Annotated in this window: 17 protein-coding genes; all 17 read left to right on the forward strand. The window is 46.3% G+C overall.

Features of this window, described 5'->3' with window-relative positions:
• Positions 1 to 74 precede the first annotated feature (74 nt).
• The 17 genes from FLB61_RS08875 to addB all read left to right on the forward strand — a co-directional run bounded on the left by FLB61_RS08875 (position 75) and on the right by addB (position 20,688).
• Positions 75 to 3,692, forward strand: coding sequence for an alpha-L-rhamnosidase (locus FLB61_RS08875; protein ID WP_221919924.1), 3,618 nt, complete (start codon positions 75 to 77; stop codon positions 3,690 to 3,692).
• A 217-nt stretch (positions 3,693 to 3,909) separates the two neighbouring features.
• The gene (gene pfkB, locus FLB61_RS08880) at positions 3,910 to 4,812 is read left to right on the forward strand and encodes a 1-phosphofructokinase (RefSeq protein ID WP_221919925.1); all 903 of its coding nucleotides are present in this window, start codon (positions 3,910 to 3,912) and stop codon (positions 4,810 to 4,812) included.
• A 31-nt stretch (positions 4,813 to 4,843) separates the two neighbouring features.
• Positions 4,844 to 6,760, forward strand: coding sequence for a PTS fructose transporter subunit IIABC (locus FLB61_RS08885; protein WP_221919926.1), 1,917 nt, complete (start codon positions 4,844 to 4,846; stop codon positions 6,758 to 6,760).
• A gap of 85 nt (positions 6,761 to 6,845) precedes the next feature.
• Positions 6,846 to 7,601, forward strand: coding sequence for a DeoR/GlpR family DNA-binding transcription regulator (locus tag FLB61_RS08890; protein WP_087202865.1), 756 nt, complete (start codon positions 6,846 to 6,848; stop codon positions 7,599 to 7,601).
• Positions 7,602 to 7,738: 137 nt separating this feature from the next.
• The gene (locus FLB61_RS08895) at positions 7,739 to 8,509 is read left to right on the forward strand and encodes an ABC transporter ATP-binding protein (protein ID WP_221919927.1); all 771 of its coding nucleotides are present in this window, start codon (positions 7,739 to 7,741) and stop codon (positions 8,507 to 8,509) included.
• Between the two features lie 33 nt (positions 8,510 to 8,542).
• On the forward strand, positions 8,543 to 8,869 hold the full coding sequence (locus FLB61_RS08900; protein WP_246599178.1) for a PadR family transcriptional regulator: 327 nt from the start codon (positions 8,543 to 8,545) through the stop codon (positions 8,867 to 8,869).
• The gene (locus FLB61_RS08905) at positions 8,866 to 9,447 is read left to right on the forward strand and encodes a hypothetical protein (protein ID WP_221919928.1); all 582 of its coding nucleotides are present in this window, start codon (positions 8,866 to 8,868) and stop codon (positions 9,445 to 9,447) included. Before FLB61_RS08900 ends, FLB61_RS08905 begins: the two co-directional genes overlap by 4 nt.
• 323 nt (positions 9,448 to 9,770) lie before the next feature.
• Positions 9,771 to 10,679, forward strand: coding sequence for a ComEC/Rec2 family competence protein (locus tag FLB61_RS08910; protein WP_221919929.1), 909 nt, complete (start codon positions 9,771 to 9,773; stop codon positions 10,677 to 10,679).
• A gap of 75 nt (positions 10,680 to 10,754) precedes the next feature.
• Positions 10,755 to 11,435 carry a response regulator transcription factor gene (locus FLB61_RS08915; RefSeq protein WP_087202854.1) on the forward strand — a complete coding sequence of 227 codons (681 nt, stop codon included), beginning with the start codon at positions 10,755 to 10,757 and terminating at the stop codon, positions 11,433 to 11,435.
• The gene (locus tag FLB61_RS08920; protein ID WP_087202853.1) at positions 11,435 to 12,925 is read left to right on the forward strand and encodes a sensor histidine kinase; all 1,491 of its coding nucleotides are present in this window, start codon (positions 11,435 to 11,437) and stop codon (positions 12,923 to 12,925) included. The genes FLB61_RS08915 and FLB61_RS08920 overlap by 1 nt, the downstream gene beginning before the upstream one ends.
• A 128-nt stretch (positions 12,926 to 13,053) precedes the next feature.
• Positions 13,054 to 13,671 carry an imidazole glycerol phosphate synthase subunit HisH gene (gene hisH, locus FLB61_RS08925; RefSeq protein ID WP_221919930.1) on the forward strand — a complete coding sequence of 206 codons (618 nt, stop codon included), beginning with the start codon at positions 13,054 to 13,056 and terminating at the stop codon, positions 13,669 to 13,671.
• A complete protein-coding gene (gene hisF, locus FLB61_RS08930) occupies positions 13,671 to 14,435 on the forward strand; it encodes an imidazole glycerol phosphate synthase subunit HisF (RefSeq protein ID WP_087202851.1) in 765 nt (254 codons plus the stop codon). Before hisH ends, hisF begins: the two co-directional genes overlap by 1 nt.
• Positions 14,436 to 14,459: 24 nt before the next feature.
• Positions 14,460 to 15,137: a uracil-DNA glycosylase gene (gene ung / locus FLB61_RS08935; protein WP_221919931.1), complete on the forward strand. Its 678-nt coding sequence runs from the start codon at positions 14,460 to 14,462 to the stop codon at positions 15,135 to 15,137.
• A 19-nt stretch (positions 15,138 to 15,156) separates the two neighbouring features.
• Positions 15,157 to 15,528, forward strand: coding sequence for an ArsR/SmtB family transcription factor (locus tag FLB61_RS08940; protein WP_330620530.1), 372 nt, complete (start codon positions 15,157 to 15,159; stop codon positions 15,526 to 15,528).
• A gap of 26 nt (positions 15,529 to 15,554) precedes the next feature.
• The gene (locus FLB61_RS08945) at positions 15,555 to 16,091 is read left to right on the forward strand and encodes a tetratricopeptide repeat protein (protein ID WP_221919932.1); all 537 of its coding nucleotides are present in this window, start codon (positions 15,555 to 15,557) and stop codon (positions 16,089 to 16,091) included.
• On the forward strand, positions 16,088 to 17,326 hold the full coding sequence (gene hflX / locus FLB61_RS08950; RefSeq protein WP_221919933.1) for a GTPase HflX: 1,239 nt from the start codon (positions 16,088 to 16,090) through the stop codon (positions 17,324 to 17,326). The genes FLB61_RS08945 and hflX overlap by 4 nt, the downstream gene beginning before the upstream one ends.
• Positions 17,327 to 17,337: 11 nt before the next feature.
• The gene (gene addB / locus FLB61_RS08955) at positions 17,338 to 20,688 is read left to right on the forward strand and encodes a helicase-exonuclease AddAB subunit AddB (protein ID WP_221919934.1); all 3,351 of its coding nucleotides are present in this window, start codon (positions 17,338 to 17,340) and stop codon (positions 20,686 to 20,688) included.
• The last annotated feature ends 2 nt before the right edge of the window (positions 20,689 to 20,690 follow it).

Here is a 20,690-nt window from a genome sequence, read left to right on the forward strand (position 1 = left end):
GTTTCGTGTGGTATAGTGTTATCTTTAGAACGGAAGATGAAAGAATATATATAGAAAGATATGGAAAAGTACAAATGAAAAAGACAAGAAGAACAAAAGGTGCCAGGGCATTGGCTTGTGTCCTCATCCTGTCACTTGCAGTATCTGTTCTTTCTGGATGCGGAGGAAGCAATGTATATGCAAAGGAGACAAAGATTATCGATCTGCGTACAGACGGTGTGGAAAATCCTGTGGGGATCGACAATGCTGCACCTCGATTTAGCTGGAAGATGAAGTCTGGAAAAATCGGAATCCGCCAGATAGCCTACCAGATTGTTGTGAAAGAGGAAGATGGAAATACGGTATGGGATTCCGGAAGAGTAAAAAATGCGGAATCTGCAGATATCCGCTATGGCGGCGAAAAGTTAGAACCGAAAACACGATATAAATGGACAGTAAAGGTAGAAGATGAAGAAGAAAATATCTATACGTCAAAACCTGCGTATTTTGAGACCGCTTTGATGGATGAGACACTTGCTTCATGGGATAATGCCAATTGGATCGGGCCAGATGAAACTGCATTTGATGCGGCTTCTTCTGTATATTTCCATATCCGGACAGAAGTGCAGATGGATAAAAATTCTGGAAAAGCATCGCTGATCTTCGGGGCAAATGATGAACGGCTGAAGGATCCATACAGGAATGCAGAGCATATGGCAGGAGAACACTATTTTCGGGTCGAGCTGGACGTGTCTCAAATGAAGAATGGGAAAGGCGCTGCCCTTCGCATCTATCGTGTTGGGTACCAGAAAACAGACCGTAAAGACACACCGCTTTTTTCGGTCTCAGCAGCGTCTGTGAAAGCTGCAAATCTGGATCGGATTTTTACTCAGAAAAACAGATTTTCTGCCCATCAGCTGGATCTGCAGGTAAGCCAGGGGAAGATGCAGATCTGGATTGACGGACAGGCAGTCATACTCAGTGATCAGGGCAACAAAATGATCCTGGATCTGACAAGCTCTTATGGAATTTACCCGTATCTGAACTCGGTTGGTTTTTACGCTGATCCCGGTGGGAAGGCTGTTTACAAGAATTATCAGATCTGTAATACGGGGTATGGAACGGGCGTCCTTTTTGACGAAAATACGGGTGCCGGGATACGCATATTCGACGGTAATGAAGGAGTGTCAGTAGAAGGGAACGTGATTACGGTAGATGGAGGAAAAAATGGAATCCTCTGTTGTGCGGATCCAAGCTTTGGTGCGTCTCCGATGCTGCGAAAAGAGTTCCATGTCAAGGAAAATATAGAGAAAGCAAGACTGTACATCAGCGCCCGCGGAATCTATGAGGCAAAGATCAATGGAAAGCGGACGGACGACTCCTGGTATCAGCCAGGAAATGCGGAATATCGCGAAGAGATGCCATATCAGACATATGATATCACAGAGCTCGTGAAAGAAGGAGACAATGCAATTGGAGTCTGCCTTGGAAGAGGATGGTGGAGCGGATATCTTTCTCCGAAAGAAGAAAATCATGACTACTACGGAGAGGTCAACGCGCTGCTTGCAAAGATCGAGATTCAATACGCTGACGGGACAAAAGATACGATCGTGAGCGATCCGTCCTGGCAGTATTACGGAGACGGGCCTCTCAGATCAGATTCCTTTTACCATGGTGTCCGGTACGATGCGGGAAAAGAGAAGCAGGTTCTGGGATTTTCGAAAGCAGAGTACGAAAACGCCGAACTCAGATCCGCCAAAGTGATCGATGTGAGAAAAGAATTTTCAGATTACAAGATGAAGGCAAGATGTGCAGGTGCTGTACATAAAGTCGGGCAGAAAAAGGTAAAGAAAGCGCTTGGCGAATCACGGGAAGGTTCCAGATCTTATATATACGATATGGGAGAAAATATAGCCGGTGTGCCGAGCATAACGATCCCAAAAGAATATGCCGATGAGGGAAGCGTGATCACGGTCAGATATGCGGAGATGCTCTATCCGGACACGGAAGAATACAAAGAGAGAGATTTGGATGGACTTTTGATGACGGAAAATTACCGTACGGCGCTCTCGACTGATATTTACACTATGTCTGATGAAGAACTTGTCATCGAGCCGCATTTTACTTTGCACGGCGGTAGATATATTGAGATTACCGGACTGAAAAAAGAACTTCCAAAGGATTATATCCGGATGCTCGTCCTGTCGTCAGGGGAACTGACGGCTCGATATGAAAGTTCAGATCAGCTTGTAAACCTCCTGTTTCAGAATATACAGAATTCCCAGACAAGCAATTTCATCTCTTACCCGACAGACTGTCCCCAGAGGGATGAACGGCTTGGATGGCTTGGGGATGCACAGATTTATGCAAAAGCGGCATCCTATCAGGGGGATGTGTATGAATTTTACAGGCGCTGGCTTGACACTGTCCGCGCAGAACAGGCTGAGAACGGAGAACTTCCAGCTTATGCGCCTTCCTATGACAAGATAGAAAACGGAACGGTACGGCTGGGAAGTGATGCAGAATGGGATGGTATCGTCTGGAAAAGCGCCATCGCAGTGATCCCATATACTTTATATCTGCAAACCGGGAGAAAGGAGATTGTGGAGGAAAATATCGAGGCGGTGTACAGGTATATCAAGTACCTGGACAGTGTAGATTTCCGGTATGCGAATGCTAATAAAGTGATCCAGACGGAGAAAGCACTTCCAGGGAAAACAGGATTTCTTGCAGACTGGCTTGGCAGAGTGGAGACAGACGAGACACTGATCAATCATGCATACTATGTGTACATGCTGAAGATCGCATCGGAAATGGCTGGAATTGCAGGTCAAAAGGAGATGGAATCAGAGCTTTGCTCCATGCATGAGCTGGCAAAGAACGCATGGAATACAATTTATATCGATGAAAAAAATGGAATGACGAGAGGAGCAGATGGCAAAATCCAGAATACCCAGGCGTCTTATGCAGTTCCGCTGAGTCTGAATGTCATCTCTGAAAAGACCGCGCAAAAAGCAGCGGAAAATCTGGATAGACTCATCAAAGAACCGCAGCCGGGGAAGGATGGGGAAGGCGGAGAAATTCTTCCGTATACATTGACGACCGGATTTGCAGGGACATCGAATCTTGTGAAAGCACTGAGCAAATATGGATATGCAGATACGACAAACAGGCTTCTGCAGTCAAAAGACTATGCGTCGTGGCTGTATCCTGTTGTTCTTGGAGCAACAAGTATCTGGGAGCGTTTTGATTCTTATACGGAAGAAACCGGGTTCGGGAACAATCACATGAATTCTTTTAACCATTATGCTTTGGGGGCGGTTTTTGAATGGATGATGGAATACCAACTTGGAATATGCGCGGATAAGAAAAATCCGGGTTATAAAAAATTTATCCTGCAGCCGTCTGCCGGAGGAACGTTTACATCCGCAAAGGGAAGCTTCCAGTCGCCATACGGAGAGATTGTGAGCGGCTGGACGGCGGAAGATGGAAAAATTCATACATATGAGGCGGTCATTCCGCCAAATACAAGTGCAGTGTTATATCTGCCTGTCGAAAAAGCAGTGGATGCAGACTCGATCAAGGGAGCTATTTTTCAGGAAATGGCAGAATGGAATGGACAGAAATGTGCAAAAATCTTTCTTGAAGCAGGATCCTATCAATTTAAGATCAATGGGAACCGGATAAAAACAGAATATTTGAAAACATCTTAGAGGAAAAGGAGAGGTAAGGAAGCCTCTCTTTCTTTTTTGCCTGCTGCGTATGAGAGAGAAGAAAATATTTCGGCAAGATGGTTTTAAGGATGAGACGTGACGGAATATGACTGATTGTGAATATATAACAAAAAATAATATGATATTTTGTGAATATGTATGATTGAATATGAACGAAAATGATTGTATAATAGATTCAGAAAGTGAGGAAGAGAACATGATCTATACTGTTACTTTTAACCCATCGCTGGATTATATCATAACTGTGGATGATTTCCGCATGGGAAAGACGAATCGGACGACAACTGAACAGATGATGCCGGGAGGTAAGGGAATCAATGTATCCACAGTACTGCAAAATCTGGGAGTGGAAAATACAGCGCTTGGATTTCTGGCCGGTTTTGTAGGTGAAGAGATTGGAAGACAGGCAGAAAAACTTGGCATCCGTCATGACTTTATCCGAATTTCGGGAGGCTGTTCCCGGATCAATATAAAAATGAAGGATTTTGACGGAACTGAGATAAACGGACAAGGTCCGGTTATTTCGAGGAAAGATGTGGGTCAGCTTATGGAAAAGCTGGATCAGCTGAAAGACGGAGATATACTTGTTCTTGCGGGAAGCATCCCAGGAAGCATGCCGCCTTCCATCTACCGGGATATTCTCCGGAGACTGTCCGGGAAGGGGATACGGTTTGTTGTGGATGCGACAAAGGAACTTCTGATGAATGTGCTGGAATACGCTCCGTTTCTGATCAAGCCGAACAATCATGAGTTGGGAGAAATTTTCGGCGTGGAACTTTCCACACGGGAATCTGTTGTCCCATATGCAGAAAAAATGAAAGAAAAAGGTGCACAGAACGTGCTCGTGTCCATGGCAGGGGAAGGCGCGGTGCTCCTGGATGAAAACGGGACAGTCCATATGCTGCCGGCTCCACAAGGGACGCTTGTCAATGCAGTGGGAGCGGGGGACTCTATGGTTGCAGGATTTCTTGCAGGATGGGACAGAAAGCACGACTACGATTACGCATTCAAAATGGGGATTTCGGCAGGCAGCGCCAGTGCATTTTCAGAGTTTCTGGCGACAGAAGAAGAAATCCAAAAAGTTTATGAGATGTTATAAAATCATTTTTGAAAAGGGAGGAGAAATTAAGATGAGAATCACAGAATTGCTGGACAGACGCAGTATCTGCCTTGACGGCGCGCCGACGTCCAAGGGGGAAGCCCTTGATCAGGTAGTGGATCTTATGGCAAAAAGCGGTAAGATAAGAGATGTGGAAGTATACAGAAAAGAAGTGTATCACAGGGAAGAAGAAAGCACCACCGGAATCGGAGCCGGGATTGCTATTCCACATGGGAAATGCGATGCGGTAGAAAAACCGGGGCTTGCAGCCATGGTAGTAAAAAAGGGAGTGGAATTTGACTCCCTGGATGGACAGCCGGTTCATCTGATCTTTCTGATCGCAGCGCCTAACACGGAAGATAACATCCATCTGGATGTATTAAGTAAACTTTCCATGCTCCTGATGGATGAAACGTTTATTGAAAAGCTGAAAGGGGCATCCACACCGGATGAATTTCTGGAGATTATCGATGCGGCCGACAATGAGAAGCCAGATCTGGATGATCAGCTTGCGGCTCAGTCGAGCCAGACACTTACGGACGCTGCATGCCGCATTCTTGCTGTCACATCCTGCCCGACTGGGATCGCCCATACATATATGGCAGCAGAAGGGCTGGAAAAAGCGGCAAAAGCGAAAAACTGTTTTATCAAAGTAGAGACAAGAGGTTCCGGCGGGGCGAAAAATGTTTTGACAGAGCAAGAGATACAGGAGGCAGACTGCATCATCATTGCCGCAGACGCCCAGGTGCCGATGGAGCGCTTCCACGGGAAAAAACTCATTGAATGTCAGGTGTCAGACGGAATCAGCAAAGCAGATCAGCTCATTGAAAGAGCGATAAAAGGAGATGCCCCGGTTTACCAGAATGGAAATCCGACGGCGGTATCCCGGAAGAATGCTTCCTCAGGTGGAGCGCACAAAATCTATACACAGCTTATGAATGGAGTGTCACACATGCTTCCGTTTGTCGTAGGAGGCGGTATCCTGATCGCCCTTGCCTTTCTTATTGACGGGCTGAGTGTAGATGTCAACACTCTTTCCGACGAGGCGCGTTCTGCTTTCGGGACAATTACCCCGGCGGCAGCGACACTCAAAGGGATCGGAGACCTGGCATTTAGTTTCATGCTCCCGATTTTGGCTGGTTTTATCGCTATGAGCATTGGAGACAGACCGGCGCTTGCGGTCGGATTTGTGGGCGGTGTGATTGCTTCCCAAGGAAAATCCGGTTTCCTTGGGGCACTCCTGGCCGGATTTATCGCAGGTTATCTGATTCTTCTGCTCAGAAAGATATTTGAAAAGCTTCCGCAGGCGATAGAAAAGATCGCTCCGGTACTTCTGTACCCTCTGTTTGGCATTCTGCTTATGGGCCTGATTATGAACTTTATTGTGGAACCTCCGATCGGAGCATTGAATACAGGGTTGAATACGGCGCTAACAAACATGAGCGGCAGCAGCAAAATCCTGCTTGGCCTTCTCGTAGCAGGTATGATGTCTATTGATATGGGAGGCCCGTTCAATAAAGCGGCATATGTATTCGGGACGGCATCGATCGCCGCCGGAAACTATGATATCATGGCTGCTGTCATGATCGGGGGAATGGTACCGCCATGTGCCATCGCGCTTGCAACTCTGCTCTTCAAAAACAAATTTACGAAAGAAGAAAGAGAGTCCGGCCCGGTCAATTTTATTATGGGTCTTGCATTTATCACGGAAGGAGCTATCCCGTTTGCGGCATCCGACCCGCTGCATGTTCTTCCGTCCTGTGTGATCGGAGCGGCGGTATCGGGAGCTTTGTCCATGGCATTTGGCTGTACATTGATGGCTCCGCACGGCGGTATCTTTGTGTTCCCGGTTGTGGGAAATGCGCTGATGTATTTGATCTCACTTGTGATCGGAACCATAGTCGGAGCAGTACTCCTTGGAATTCTGAAGAAGAGAGTGACGGAATAGACGGTTGCCGGAACGCGCTTTTGGATGTAGAATAGTGTCAGATCATTATGAAAGGAAGGAATCCGTATTCCGAAAGATAAAAAAGATGCTGACAGAAAAAAGACAAGAAGAAATCATGCGGATGCTGAAAGAAAAGGGAAGCGTGACAGTACAGGAACTCAAAGAACGATTCGGGGCATCTGAGTCTACGATACGCAGAGATCTGAATGCTCTGCACAAAGCTGGTAAACTGGTCAAAGTCTTCGGTGGGGCAGTGCAGTCTGAGGAGAAGATGAATGTGAAAGAAGAGCAGGTTTCCCTAAGGGAAGAGCTAAACCGGGACGAAAAGATACGAATCGCTAAAATGGCGGCAAAGCTCATCGAGCCGGATGATTTTGTCTACCTGGATGCGGGGACGACGACCGGATATATGATCCCGTTTCTTTCAGTACAGTCGGCCGAATTTGTGACTAATGCGGTATCCCATGCGCTGAAACTTGCCGAAAAAGGGTTCCGTGTGACGCTGATCGGAGGAGAGCTGAAAGCGGCCACGGAGGCTATAGTTGGAAATGAGGCGTATGTAAATCTGCAGAAATACAATTTCACAAAAGGATTCTGGGGGACAAACGGAGTGAGTCTCCATTCCGGTTTTACAACCCCGGATATCAATGAAGCAATGATCAAAAAATGTGCTATGACACACACCCAGACCCGGTATATTCTTTGTGACAGCTCTAAGTTTCACAAAGTATCTCCGGTAAGCTTTGGGGAGTTTGGTTCCGCTCAGATCATCACAGACAAACTGCCGGACGAATCCTACCGGCAATATGAAAATATAAGGATAGCCTCGGAAGAGGAGTAAAAGAAGCATACAAAAACAGACAGTCGATCAGAGAAAGATCGACTGTTTTTTTCTGCCTGCTCTTGACAAATAACTGCCTTGTATTATAATGTAGTTAAAGGAACCTTACATTACAAGGTAGATGAAGGGAGAAGAAAATGAGTATGATTTTGGAAGCTAAAGAGATTATCAGAAATTACTCTAAGAATGGGGAAGGAGCCTATCTGGATGACGGGGATATAAAGGTATTAAAAGGGATTGATCTTTCTGTGGAGGAGGGAGAGTTTCTTGGAATCATGGGGAAGTCCGGAGGCGGGAAGACGACGCTTCTGAGAGTGTTGGGGCTTTTGGACCGCCCGACGTCGGGGCAGATCTTATTTGAAGATTTTGATACGAAGGAACTGTGGAAAGACGAGCTTTCTGATATACGCAGAAGGGATATCGGATTTGTGTTTCAGGATTTCTTTTTGATGGAGAGCATGACAGTAAGGGAAAATATTATCCTTCCAATGATACTGGATAAGGCAAAATCAGAAGATATGCATCGGAAAGCAGAGAAGCTGGCAGAGCAGTTTCAGATCACGCATCTTTTAGAGAAGAGGCCGACAGAACTTTCCGGAGGAGAGAAACAGAGAACTGCTATCTGCCGGGCACTTATCAACGATCCGAAGTTGATCCTTGCGGATGAGCCTACCGGAAATCTGGATTCTCAGTCTGGAAAAATTGTTCTGGAAGCACTGAAAGAGATCCATTCATGGGGAAAGACGATCATCATGGTTACCCATGATCCTCAGCTTGCCAGCAACTGCGAGAAAGTGCTCCTTCTGAAAGATGGTGTGATCCTGAAAACGTTGAAAAGAAAAGACGACAGCAAAGAAGAAGGAGATCGATTTTACAGGACAATCTTAGGAGAGATGGAGCAGCTTTAAAAATAGGAAAAGGAGAGAGGCAGGTAGAAAAAGTTGGATAAGGCACAGCTCATGAAAGGGATTCTGGAAGGATGCATTCTGAAGATCATCGATCAGACAGAGACATATGGGTATGAGATTGTGACACGCCTCTGGGATTACGGTTTTACAGATGCGAAGGAAGGGACTCTTTATCCGCTTTTGCTGCGGTTGGAAAAAAAGGGTCTTATAAAGGGAACATTTAAAGAAAGTCCACTGGGGCCTAAGAGAAAATATTATTCTTTGACAAAAGAAGGAAAAGATTACGTGCAGTATTTCTATGAGGCCTGGAAAGAAGTGGAACAGTCGGTAAAAAACATTTTTGGGGAGGAGGGTAAATGATGAGTTTTTTTCAAATGACTATACAAGAATCCGAAAAAAAAGAGCTGATCGGAATTGCAAAGGAAGCGGAGCTGAAAGGAATATCGCTGGAGGAGCAGATTGGCATGCAGGGGAAAGAGTTCTGTGACAACTTGCTGCAAGAAGGGGAAGTAAAAAGAAGCTGGACAGAATATGTGGTAGAAGGTATGTTTTGGTTCCTTATCTTTTCACTTGCAGTTCAGATTACAGAGATGCTCGCATTATCTACACCGGGGGCCATGGCGCAGCTGGAGCTGGACAAGGGAATTGCGATGGTCGTCTGCGCAGTGTCGGCAACTGTGATGGAATACAGAACGGTTGCAGAGTACAGTGGAAGACTGGCATTTGATAACAAACAGAAAGAGCGTAGACTATGGAAATATGCGGCTTGTTTTTTGGGGCTGCTTCTATTGTTTGTTCTCCTGGGCCTAGACATGGATATGACATTGGGAATCAGTAATCTGGCTGTCGCAAGTATCCTTGTGATCCTGGTCTTCTTTTGGGGATTCTTACGAAAGAAATACTGGAATATACAGTCGGAAAAGTACAGCTGGAAATAAATGTTTTGGCCTGCAAAAAAAGAGGAGCCGTGAAAACGGCTCCAAAGGAAGAGAGAAAAATCTATATCGAATGCAGCGTCTTGTATATCGACGCTAAACTTATTGTTGGTCGAAGGACAATAACCATAAAGAATTAGGAACTCGATACAATCATTGTCTCCTTCTTTAGAAGTTACTTATACTATAAAACAGAAATGTGAGTATTTTGTGACATTGCCGTGAAGCTTTTATAAAAGAACTTAAGAAAATCTAAAGTGTAGCTGAATGATTCGGAAACTGTTGAGATACAATAAGAATAAACAGGATTTCCGGAGGAGTTACGTGTGAGGAACAAAAGCAAAAAGCGGCGTATTCATCTTTTTTTTCTATTGGTATTTCTGTCCGTGGCAGGGCTTATTTCCTTTTTCAGGCAAGGGCAGACAGAGACAGACACAGGAACAGATATTGCACAGTATGCATCCGGCAACATGCGGGTGCATTTTATCGATGTGGGGCAGGCAGACTGCATCCTCGTACAGGCGGACGGCAGAAATCTGCTGATCGATGCGGGGGGAAACGAGAGCGAACAGCTTGTAGTTGAGTATCTGCGGGATCAGGGAGTCATCTATCTGGATTATGTGATAGCCTCCCATGCGCATGTCGACCATATCGGAGGGATGGATGCGGTCATACGCAATTTCCCTATCGGCATGTTCTTTCTCCCGAAAGAAAAATATGACACGGAAAGTTTTCAGGACGTTTTGATAGCTGTACGGGAAAAAGAGATCACGATACACAGACCGGAATTCAAAGAAGCATATCGGCTTGGGGAAGCAAGATTTCTGTTTGTCACACCGGATTCAGAGAAGCAGTACGAGGATGTCAACGATTTGTCTCTGGGAATCCGGATCAGCAATGGAGCACACAGCTTTTTGATCTGCGGCGATATCAGTAAGAAAATGGAAAAGCAGATACTGAAGTCCAGGGTTTACATTCGGTCGGATGTCATGAAACTCAATCATCATGGAAGCAGCGATGCCAACTCGTGGAAGTTTTTAAAGCAGGTAGATCCATCCTTTGTTGTCCTCACATGTGGAAAAAGCAATGATTATGGCCATCCTCACAGGAGTGTCATGAAGCGGATCAAAAAATTGGATGCAGGAGTTTTCAGAACAGATCGACAAGGGACGATCGTCTTTGAAAGCGACGGCGAACATCTAACGAGCAGCAAAAGCCCGGATGAAGAACGTTAGAAAAGCGGGCATGTACACAAAAAGGACATATTTATCTGCTAAAATATTGGAAAACGTGTAGAAGGGATGACTGTTATGGAACAGATAAAGATATTGGTAGTGGATGATGAGAGCAGGATGCGCAAACTGGTCCGGGATTTCCTGGAGAGGGAAGGCTATGAAGTGCTGGAGGCCGGGAACGGTATGGAAGCAATGGATATCTTTTATGAAAACAAAGATTTAAGCCTTCTGATCCTGGATGTCATGATGCCAAAGATGGATGGATGGGAAGTGTGCCGCGAGATCAGAAAAGAGTCCAAAGTTCCGATCATTATGCTGACGGCAAGGGGAGAAGAAAGGGATGAATTAAATGGATTCGAACTCGGGGTAGACGAGTATATCTCAAAACCATTCAGCCCTAAGATTCTCGTTGCGAGAGTCAATGCACTTCTCAGACGGACCAGCGGTCTTTCCATGGATGAAATTTTACGTGCCGGCGGTATTGAGATTGACAAAGCCGCTCATATTGTCAAAATAGATGATCAGGTTATCGATTTAAGCTTCAAGGAATTTGAACTCCTTACATACTTTGTGGAAAATCAGGGAATCGCTCTTTCCAGAGAAAAAATTCTCAACAATGTATGGAACTATGACTATTTCGGGGATGCCAGAACAATCGATACTCACGTTAAGAAACTGAGGAGCAAACTTGGAGACAAAGGAGAATATATCCGGACCATATGGGGTATGGGATATAAATTTGAGGTGTCAAAATAATGGGAAAATTCGGGGCAAAATATTCCATCAGAAAACAGATGATGGTTATTTTTGTCGGGCTGATCCTGTTTCTTCTGATTCTTCTCGTTTCTGTAAACGGGCTTTTTTCTGAGTGGTACTATATTCAGAATAAAAAGATGGATCTGATGAATGTATATCATGAGGTTTATACCGTTCAGAAGAAGGGAATGCTGAAGGACTCGGATGAAATCGAAAAGATAAACCGAATGGCGGAGAAGAACAACCTGTCTATCCTGGCGATCCAGGTAGTGAGCGGGGAGATTGCGGTCGAGTATACGAACGTGAACGATTCCCAGAAGCTCATGGATCAGATGTACAGCTATGTATTTAACCGTGTATCCGGGTACGCAAAAGTGATGAAACAGACAGACAAATATGTGATCAGCCGGACAAGGGACGTAAGAGAAGGTGGAGAATATCTGGAAATGTGGGGCGAGTTTGCAGATTCGGGCTACATGCTCATGAGGAGCCCGCTGGAAAGTATTCGGGCCAATGTAGGAATCTCCAATGAGTTCATTCTCTACACCGGGATTTTGATGGTCCTTGTGGGAACACTGCTCGTCTGGTTTTTCTCCAGGCGGATTTCAGAGCCGATTCTGGAGCTTGCCGAACTTTCAAAAAAGATGGCAAAACTCGACTTTAATGTAAAGTACACAAGAGGCGGGGATGATGAGATCGCGGTGCTTGGAGAAAGTTTCAATACAATGGCCGATGAGCTTGAAACGACCATCTCAGAACTCAAGACAGCAAACTATGAGCTTCAGAAAGATATACGGAAGAAAGAGCAGATCGAGACGATGCGTACAGAATTCATAGGAAATGTATCACACGAGCTGAAGACTCCTATAGCTCTCATTCAGGGATATGCGGAAGGACTCAAAGACGGTATCACGGACGATCCTGAGAGTATGGACTTTTACTGTGATGTCATCATTGATGAGGCCAATAAGATGAACCGCATGGTAAAAAATCTCCTGACACTCAATCAGCTGGAACTTGGAAAGGACGAGACTCAGTTTGAGCGAATCGACATTACGAGTCTGATTTCGGGCGTCGTACAAAGTGTGGAGATACTTGCAAAGCAAAAAGAAGTGCAGATCCAGATGAATACGTCCGAGCCAGTGTATGTGTGGGCTGATGAGTTTAAGATTGAGCAGGTAGTCCGCAATTATATCAGCAATGCACTCAATCATGTGGATGAAAACTGCATTGTGGAAATTCGGATTGAAGAGGTAGAAGAGAAAGTCAGAGTAAGTGTATTCAACAGCGGAAATCCGATCCCGGAAGAGGATATTGGTCATATCTGGGACAAATTTTACAAAGTGGACAAGGCACATACAAGGGAATATGGAGGAAATGGAATTGGCCTTTCCATCGTCAAGGCGATCATGGAATCCTTCCACCAGAAATACGGCGTGAAAAACTATGAAAACGGGGTAAAATTCTGGTTTGAGTTGGATCGAAAATAGAGTGACGGAAATAGAATGAACAGAAGATATACAGAGATGCGGAATTTTATCAGAAAAGCTTTCCGTATCTCTGTCTTTTATTTTCGGAAGGTGTGTGGTAAACTTAGAAAGATAAGGAGTGGATGCATATGATAGCGTTGATAGATTACGATGCCGGGAATATGAGAAGTGTGGAGAAAGCACTTATCCATCTCGGCGAAAAACCGATCGTCACAAGAGATCGTGAGAAAATTCTTTCTGCCGACAGAATTATTCTGCCGGGGGTAGGGTCCTTTGGGGATGCCATGGAGAATCTGGAGAAATTCGGACTCCCGGCTATTTTAAAAGAAGCGGTAGACAGTGGAATCCCACTTCTTGGGATTTGCCTTGGAATGCAGGTTCTCTTTGAAGAGAGCGAGGAGAGCAAAGGGGTAAAAGGGCTTGGTTTTCTGAAAGGAAAAATTCTGCGGATTCCGGCAAAAGAAGGTCTTAAGATCCCGCATATGGGGTGGAATTCTCTGGAATATCCGAGAGAGGGAAGGTTGTTTCAGGATATTCTGGAACACTCTTATGTCTACTTTGTACATTCTTATTATTTGAAGGCTGAGGATGAGGATATTGTGACAGCAACGGCTGATTACGGTGTGAAGATCCATGCATCCGTCGAGAGAGGAAATGTGTTTGGCTGTCAGTTTCATCCGGAGAAAAGCGGAGAGATTGGCCTTCAGATATTGAAAAATTTTGTGGAAAGACAGGAGGGATTCTGATGTTTACAAAAAGGATCATCCCGTGCCTGGATGTCAATAACGGGCGTGTCGTAAAAGGAGTCAATTTCGTAGATCTGAAGGATGCCGGAGATCCGGTGGAGATCGCGAAGGTGTATGACAGGGAAGGGGCGGACGAGTTGGTGTTTCTTGATATTACAGCTTCATCGGACGCCAGGGCCACAGTCATCGATATGGTAGAGAAAGTGGCGGAGAACGTTTTCATTCCGTTCACAGTAGGAGGAGGGATCCGCACAGTAGAAGATTTCCGCACTATCCTGCGTGCCGGTGCGGATAAGATTTCCATCAATTCGTCTGCGATCAACACTCCTGATCTGATCTCGGATGCCGCATACAAATTCGGAAGTCAGTGCGTGGTGGTAGCCATTGATGCAAAAAGCCGGACGGACGGAAGCGGTTGGAACGTGTACAAAAACGGGGGACGGATCGATACCGGTCTGGATGCAGTAGAATGGGCCATGGAAGCGGAAAAGAGAGGCGCAGGAGAGATCCTTCTCACAAGTATGGATGGAGACGGGACAAAGGCAGGATATCAGCTTGACTTGACCCGTACGATTGCGGAACATGTGTCGATTCCTGTCATCGCATCCGGAGGAGCAGGACAGCTTTCACATTTTTACGATGCGCTGAGTGACAAAGGGAAGGCAGATGCAGCGTTGGCCGCATCGCTGTTTCACTATAAAGAACTGAAGATCAGAGAAGTGAAGGAATACTTAAAAAGCAGGGGGATCCCTGTCAGATTGTAGAGATAAAGGAGCGGAATACATTATATGGGCGCAATTCAGAATGACTGGCTTTTGGCCTTGCAGGGGGAATTCAGACAGCCTTATTATAAGAAGCTGTTTCAGACAGTAAACGAGGAGTACCGGACAAGGAAAATTTTTCCTCCATCGAATGATATTTTTAATGCATTTCATCTTACCCCGCTGAAAGATGTAAAAGTGGTAATCTTAGGTCAGGATCCGTATCACGGAGACGGGCAGGCGCATGGACTTTGTTTTTCCGTAAGGCCAGGGGTAGATATCCCGCCGTCCCTTGTCAACATTTACAAGGAGCTTCACGATGATCTCGGATGTACGATACCGAATCACGGCTGTCTGACCAAATGGGCCAGACAGGGGGTGCTGCTTTTGAATACCGTGCTTACGGTTCGCGCTCATCAGGCAAATTCCCACAAGGGGATCGGATGGGAGGAGTTTACTGATGCGGCGATCCGCCAGGTAGACAAACAGGACCGGCCAGTCGTGTTTATCCTGTGGGGAAGACCGGCACAGATGAAGCGGGCGATGCTGCACAATCCAAAACATCTGATCCTGGAGGCGCCGCATCCAAGCCCGCTTTCCGCATACAGGGGATTTTTCGGAAGCAGACCGTTCAGTCAGGCAAATCGTTTTCTGGAGGCCCAGGGAGTAGCGCCGATCGACTGGCAGATCGATCCGATAGAATAGTGATAAAGGGAGTATGATAATGAGCAGAAGAACAGAATGTATGGAGACAGAATGTTGTGACTGTCTGGAGCTGCATGGAGACTGCATCAAAAAGGTAGAAGAAAATATGCCAAAGGAGGAGATCCTTAACGATCTTGCGGCGCTTTTCAAGGTATTTGGGGATCCGACGAGAGTGAAGATTCTGTATGTGCTGTTTCAGTCGGAACTTTGTGTATGCGATCTTGCAGAAGTGCTGAATATGTCTCAGTCAGCAATATCCCATCAGCTGCGTGTGCTGAAGCAGATGAAGCTCGTAAAGAACAGAAGAGATGGAAAGACAGTCTTCTACTCTCTGGCAGATGATCATATCCAGACGATCATGAATCAGGGAATGGAGCATGTACTGGAGTAGAAAGAATAATAAAGGTGGTAGAAAGAATGAAGAGAAAAGTATCTCTGGCAGCAGTGCTTTTGCTGTCCGGCGCCATCCTGACCGGATGTGCTACACAGATAGAGAAGGGGACGAGCCTTCTGGAAGAGAAAAAGTACGAGGAAGCGGCAGAAGCTTTTGAGAAGGCTTCAAAGAAGAGTTCCATGGAAAAGGAAGCCTATAGGGGACTTGGCATCAGCTACTACGAACTGAAACAATTTGACAGAGCCAAAGAAGCTTTTGAGACGGCTCTGGAAAAAGGAGCTGAGGAGACTCCTGAGCTTTACGCCATGCTGGGGGCTTCCTGTATGGAGGTCGGACAGTATGAAGAGGCGGCTTCCTATTTTGAGAAGGGAAGTCAAAGTGGCGAGATGGAAGATTCGATGAAAAAGGAGATGCTCTTCAATGAGATTTCAGCTCTGGAGAAGGCCCAAAAGTATGCGGAGGCAAAAGAAAAAGCCGATGCGTACCTGAAGCTTTATCCGGATGACGAGACAGTGCAGAAAGAAGCAGAGTTTTTATCAACACAGGCGGGGAATGAATGATTGATTTTAGTAAGAAAAAAGAAAAAGTAGTTCTTGTGGCAGTGGCGCTTGAGGAGGAAGAGAAGGCAAAGAGTTCTCTCGAAGAGCTGGAAGAGCTGGTAAAGACTGCAGGCGCAGAGGTAGTAGGGACGGTTATTCAAAATCGCGATGCCATCCACCCGGGAACATATGTCGGAAGTGGAAAACTGGACGAACTGAAATGGCTTGTGTGGGAAACGGAAGCCGACGGTATCGTCTGCGACGATGAGCTGAGCCCTGCCCAAATCGGAAATCTGAAAGATGTACTGGACTGTAAGATCATGGACCGGACACTTGTGATCCTGGATATTTTTGCAGGGAGGGCGTCCACGAAAGAAGGAAAGATCCAGGTTGAGCTGGCTCAGCTAAAGTACCGGCAGTCCAGACTTACAGGGCTTGGAACAAGTCTTTCCAGACTTGGAGGCGGTATCGGGACAAGGGGCCCTGGAGAGAAAAAGCTGGAGATGGACCGCAGGCTTATAAAAAGCCGGATCGCCCAGCTTAACAGGGAGCTTCAGGATGTCAGGCGGCACCGGGAAGTGACAAGGGAGCAGAGAAGCAGAAATCATGTGCCGGTGGCGGCTATTGTCGGATACACCAACGCAGGAAAATCCACGCTCCTGAACCAACTGACAGATTCGGATGTGCTGGAGGAAGATCAGCTTTTTGCAACATTGGATCCGACCACCCGGGCTCTGAAACTTCCGGGAGGGCAGAGGATTCTTTTGACCGATACGGTAGGATTTATCAACAAGCTTCCGCACAATCTCATCGAAGCTTTTAAAAGTACACTGGAGGAGGCAAAATATGCAGATCTGATCCTCCATGTTGTAGACATGTCAAATCCGCAGATGGACGAGCAGATGTATGTGACGTACGAGACGCTGGAAAATCTTGGTGTTTTGAATAAAACTGTCATCACGGTATTCAATAAATGCGACAAGGCGGAACCGGGGACGCTTATCCGGGATTTTAAGTCTGATGCAAGAGTCACGGTCTCTGCGCGCACGGGAGAAAATATTCCTAAACTTCTGGATATGTTGGAAGAATGGAGCCGCGGCAGGAACATGGAGATCAGAAGAGTATATCCGTACAGTGAGGCAGGAAAGATCCAGATTATCCGTGCATATGGGGAAGTGCTGAAAGAGGATTACCGGGAAGAAGGAATCTATGTGGAAGGCAGTATCCCGAAAGAGTTGTACGGGAAAGTCAATTAGGAGAACAGAAGATGGCATTACAGTTTATTTTTGGGAGTTCCGGTTCAGGGAAGTCCCATTCTCTATATCAGAACATCATAAAGGAAGCGCTGGAAAATCCGGAGAAGACATATCTTGTCCTTGTGCCGGAGCAGTTTACGATGCAGACACAGAAAGACCTGGTCATGGCACATCCGGGACATGCCATTTTAAATATCGATGTACTGAGTTTTGGGCGGCTGGCCTACCGTGTCATGGAAGAGACAGGAGGAAACCAAAAGATCGTCCTGGACGATGAAGGGAAAAATCTCATTCTGCGGAAGATTGCAGGAGACTGTGAGGAGGAGCTTACCGTACTGAAAGGAAACCTGAAAAAGCAGGGATACATCAGTGAAGTCAAATCTGTCATCTCGGAATTTACGCAGTACGATATTCGGGAAGAAACGATCGACCGTATGATGGAGGAGGCAGGAAAAGGAAGTTCCCTTTATTACAAACTTTCCGATATGAAAAAGGTCTACAAGGGATTTTACCAGTATCTGGAAGAAAAATATATCACAAAGGAAGAACTTCTGGATGTCCTGTGCGGCAGGGTGTCCGGATCAGATATGTTGAAGGGGAGTGTCGTCGCGCTGGATGGATTTACGGGATTTACTCCGGTACAGAACCGCCTTGTGAGGGAGTTTTTAAGACTCTGTGAGGATGTCAGAGTGACCGTCACGATACCTGCGGATGAAGATCCATATGTGTACCGGGGACCGTATCAGCTCTTTTCCATGAGTAAGGAGATGACATCCAAGCTTCTTTCCATCTGCAAAGAGGAAGGGATCCATGTGAAAGATCCGGTTGTTTTGGACGGGAAGATCCCATACCGTTTTCGGGAAAATTCAGCTCTGGCTTTTCTGGAAAATCATTTATTCCGCTATCATAGAGCGGTGTACGAAAAGCAGCAGAGTGCTGTCCGGATCCATTGTGCATCAGACCCGAAACAAGAGACAGAGGCAGCGGCACAGGAAATCCGCAGACTTGTGCGGAAGGAAGGCTATCGCTACCGGGATATCGCGGTAATCGCAAGTGATCTTGAAATCTACTCGGATCAGATTCGAACGGTTTTTTCCCGGTATGGTATCCCGGTGTTTGCAGACCAAAAGAGAAGTGTACTTTTAAATCCTTTTGTGGAATATGTAAGAAGCGCAGTCTCCATGGTGCAGAAGCGTTTTACATGTGAGAGTGTGTTTCGGTTTCTGAGGACAAACCTGACAGGGTTTACTTTTGAGGAAGTTGACGAGTTAGAAAATTATGTCCTTGCGATGGGGATCAGAGGTTACAAAAGATGGCAGGAAAAATGGGTGCGAAAGACGCGGGGGATGGATGAGGATGGACTTTTGAGAGTCAATCACCTGAGAGTCCGATTTGTGGAAAAAGTGGATTCCCTCGTTTTTGTACTGAGACAGCCGCGGAAAACGGTTGTGGATATCACGCGGGCACTGTATGAGTTTCTCGTAAAAGAAGAATTGCAAAGACAGTTAAGAGAACAGGAAAAGCGGTTTGAGGAGCAAGGGAAGCTTGCACTTGCCAAAGAATACTCTCAGGTATACCGGATCGTCATTGAACTTTTCGACAAGTTTGCAGCGCTTCTCGGGGATGAAAGGGTTACGCTGGAAGAGTACTGTGATCTCCTGGATGCAGGACTACAGGAGGCCAAAGTCGGAGTTATACCACCTGGGACGGATGAAGTAGTAGCCGGAGATATCGAACGTACGAGAATCAAAGATATCCGTGCGCTTTTTTTCCTCGGAGCAAACGACACTCTTCTTCCCGGGAAGATGGGTGCAGGGGGGATCTTGTCCGAGTATGACAGAGAAAAGATAAAGGAAGCGGATATCAAGCTTTCGCCGGGAGGCAAAGAGAAGACTTATATACAGAAATTTTATCTTTACATGAATCTCACAAAGCCTTCAGACAGGCTGTACATCTTCTTTTCCAATGTATCTTCCGACGGGAAGTCCCTTCGGCCGGCATATCTTGTGCAGGATCTGAGAAAATTGTATCCAAAGCTTTCTGTCGTGAGGGAAGATGAAAGGACGCTTGCAGAGACAGAACTGACGAGAGAGACTGGAATTCAGGCACTGATAAAAGTTATGCAGGAAGATGAGGGGATGGAAAGGGCAGACTGGAAAGAACTTTATGCTTGGTACGAGCGTCGAGATGAAACCCGGACACGCATCGAATCGGTGCTGGATGCATATTTCGGAAACAAGAGGGAAGACGGGATCAAAGAGCAGACGGCCAAACTCCTCTATGAGGAGAATATAGAAAGCGGAGTGACAAGGCTGGAGAGGTATGCTGCATGTGCATTTGCGCATTTTATGGCGTACGGACTCCGCCTCAATGAGCGGCAGGAATACGAATTCCGGCCCCTGGATTGGGGGAACATTTTCCACCGCGCCATGGAACATGTGGCAAAAAAACTTGCGCGCATGGAACTTTCAGACGGAGAACTGCCGGATGATGTGCGTGTGAGGATTGCAGAAGAGAGCGTGGAGGAAAGCATCGTGGATTATGAAAATACAGTCCTCTACAGCACGAAACGGAGAGAATACCTGATCACAAGGATGAAGCGTCTGGTCGAACGGACCGTATGGGCATTGCTAAAGCAGCAAAAAAGGGGGGATTTTGTTCAGACCGGAGCGGAAGTCAGGTTTGAAGGAGGAAAGATCGACCGTATCGATACATGTGAAACAGACGATCAGGTTTATGTGAAAGTGACAGATTATAAGACGGGATCGAAATCATTTGATATCGCTTCTTTTTATTATGGGATCCAACTTCAGCTTACCGTTTACATGAATGCAGCGCTGGAGATAGAAAAGAGGAGGCATCCGGGAAAAGAAGTGATTCCGGCCGGCATTTTTTATTACAAGATGCAGGATCCTATCGTTGAGAAGACGAAGGCAGAGAATCTGGAGGAGGCCATTTTAAAAGAGCTTCGCCCGGACGGACTGATCAATGCGGATCCGGAGGTTTACAGGCATTTCGACCGAGAAGTGCAGGGAAGTTCTCTTGCTGCTCCGTTTGGAGTCAACAAAGACGGAAGTCTGAAAAAGACGTCAAAAGCGGCCACAGGGGAAGAGTTTGCCCTCCTGTCCCGTTATACGAAGCGCAAGACAGAAAACTTAAAGGAAGAGATCCTGAAGGGAAGGACAGAGGCAAAGCCATACGAACTTGGCACAATGACAGGCTGTGCGTATTGTCCGTACCAGAATATCTGTGGGTTTGACGAGCGGCTTTCAGAGTGTACTTACAGGGAGCTTGCCGCCATGAAACGGGATGAAGCGTTCCAAAAAATCCGAGAGGAACTGGAAGAGGAAGGAGACAAGTAGCA

The sequence above is a fragment of the Sellimonas caecigallum genome, from assembly GCF_019754295.1.
Taxonomy (GTDB): domain Bacteria; phylum Bacillota; class Clostridia; order Lachnospirales; family Lachnospiraceae; genus Sellimonas; species Sellimonas caecigallum.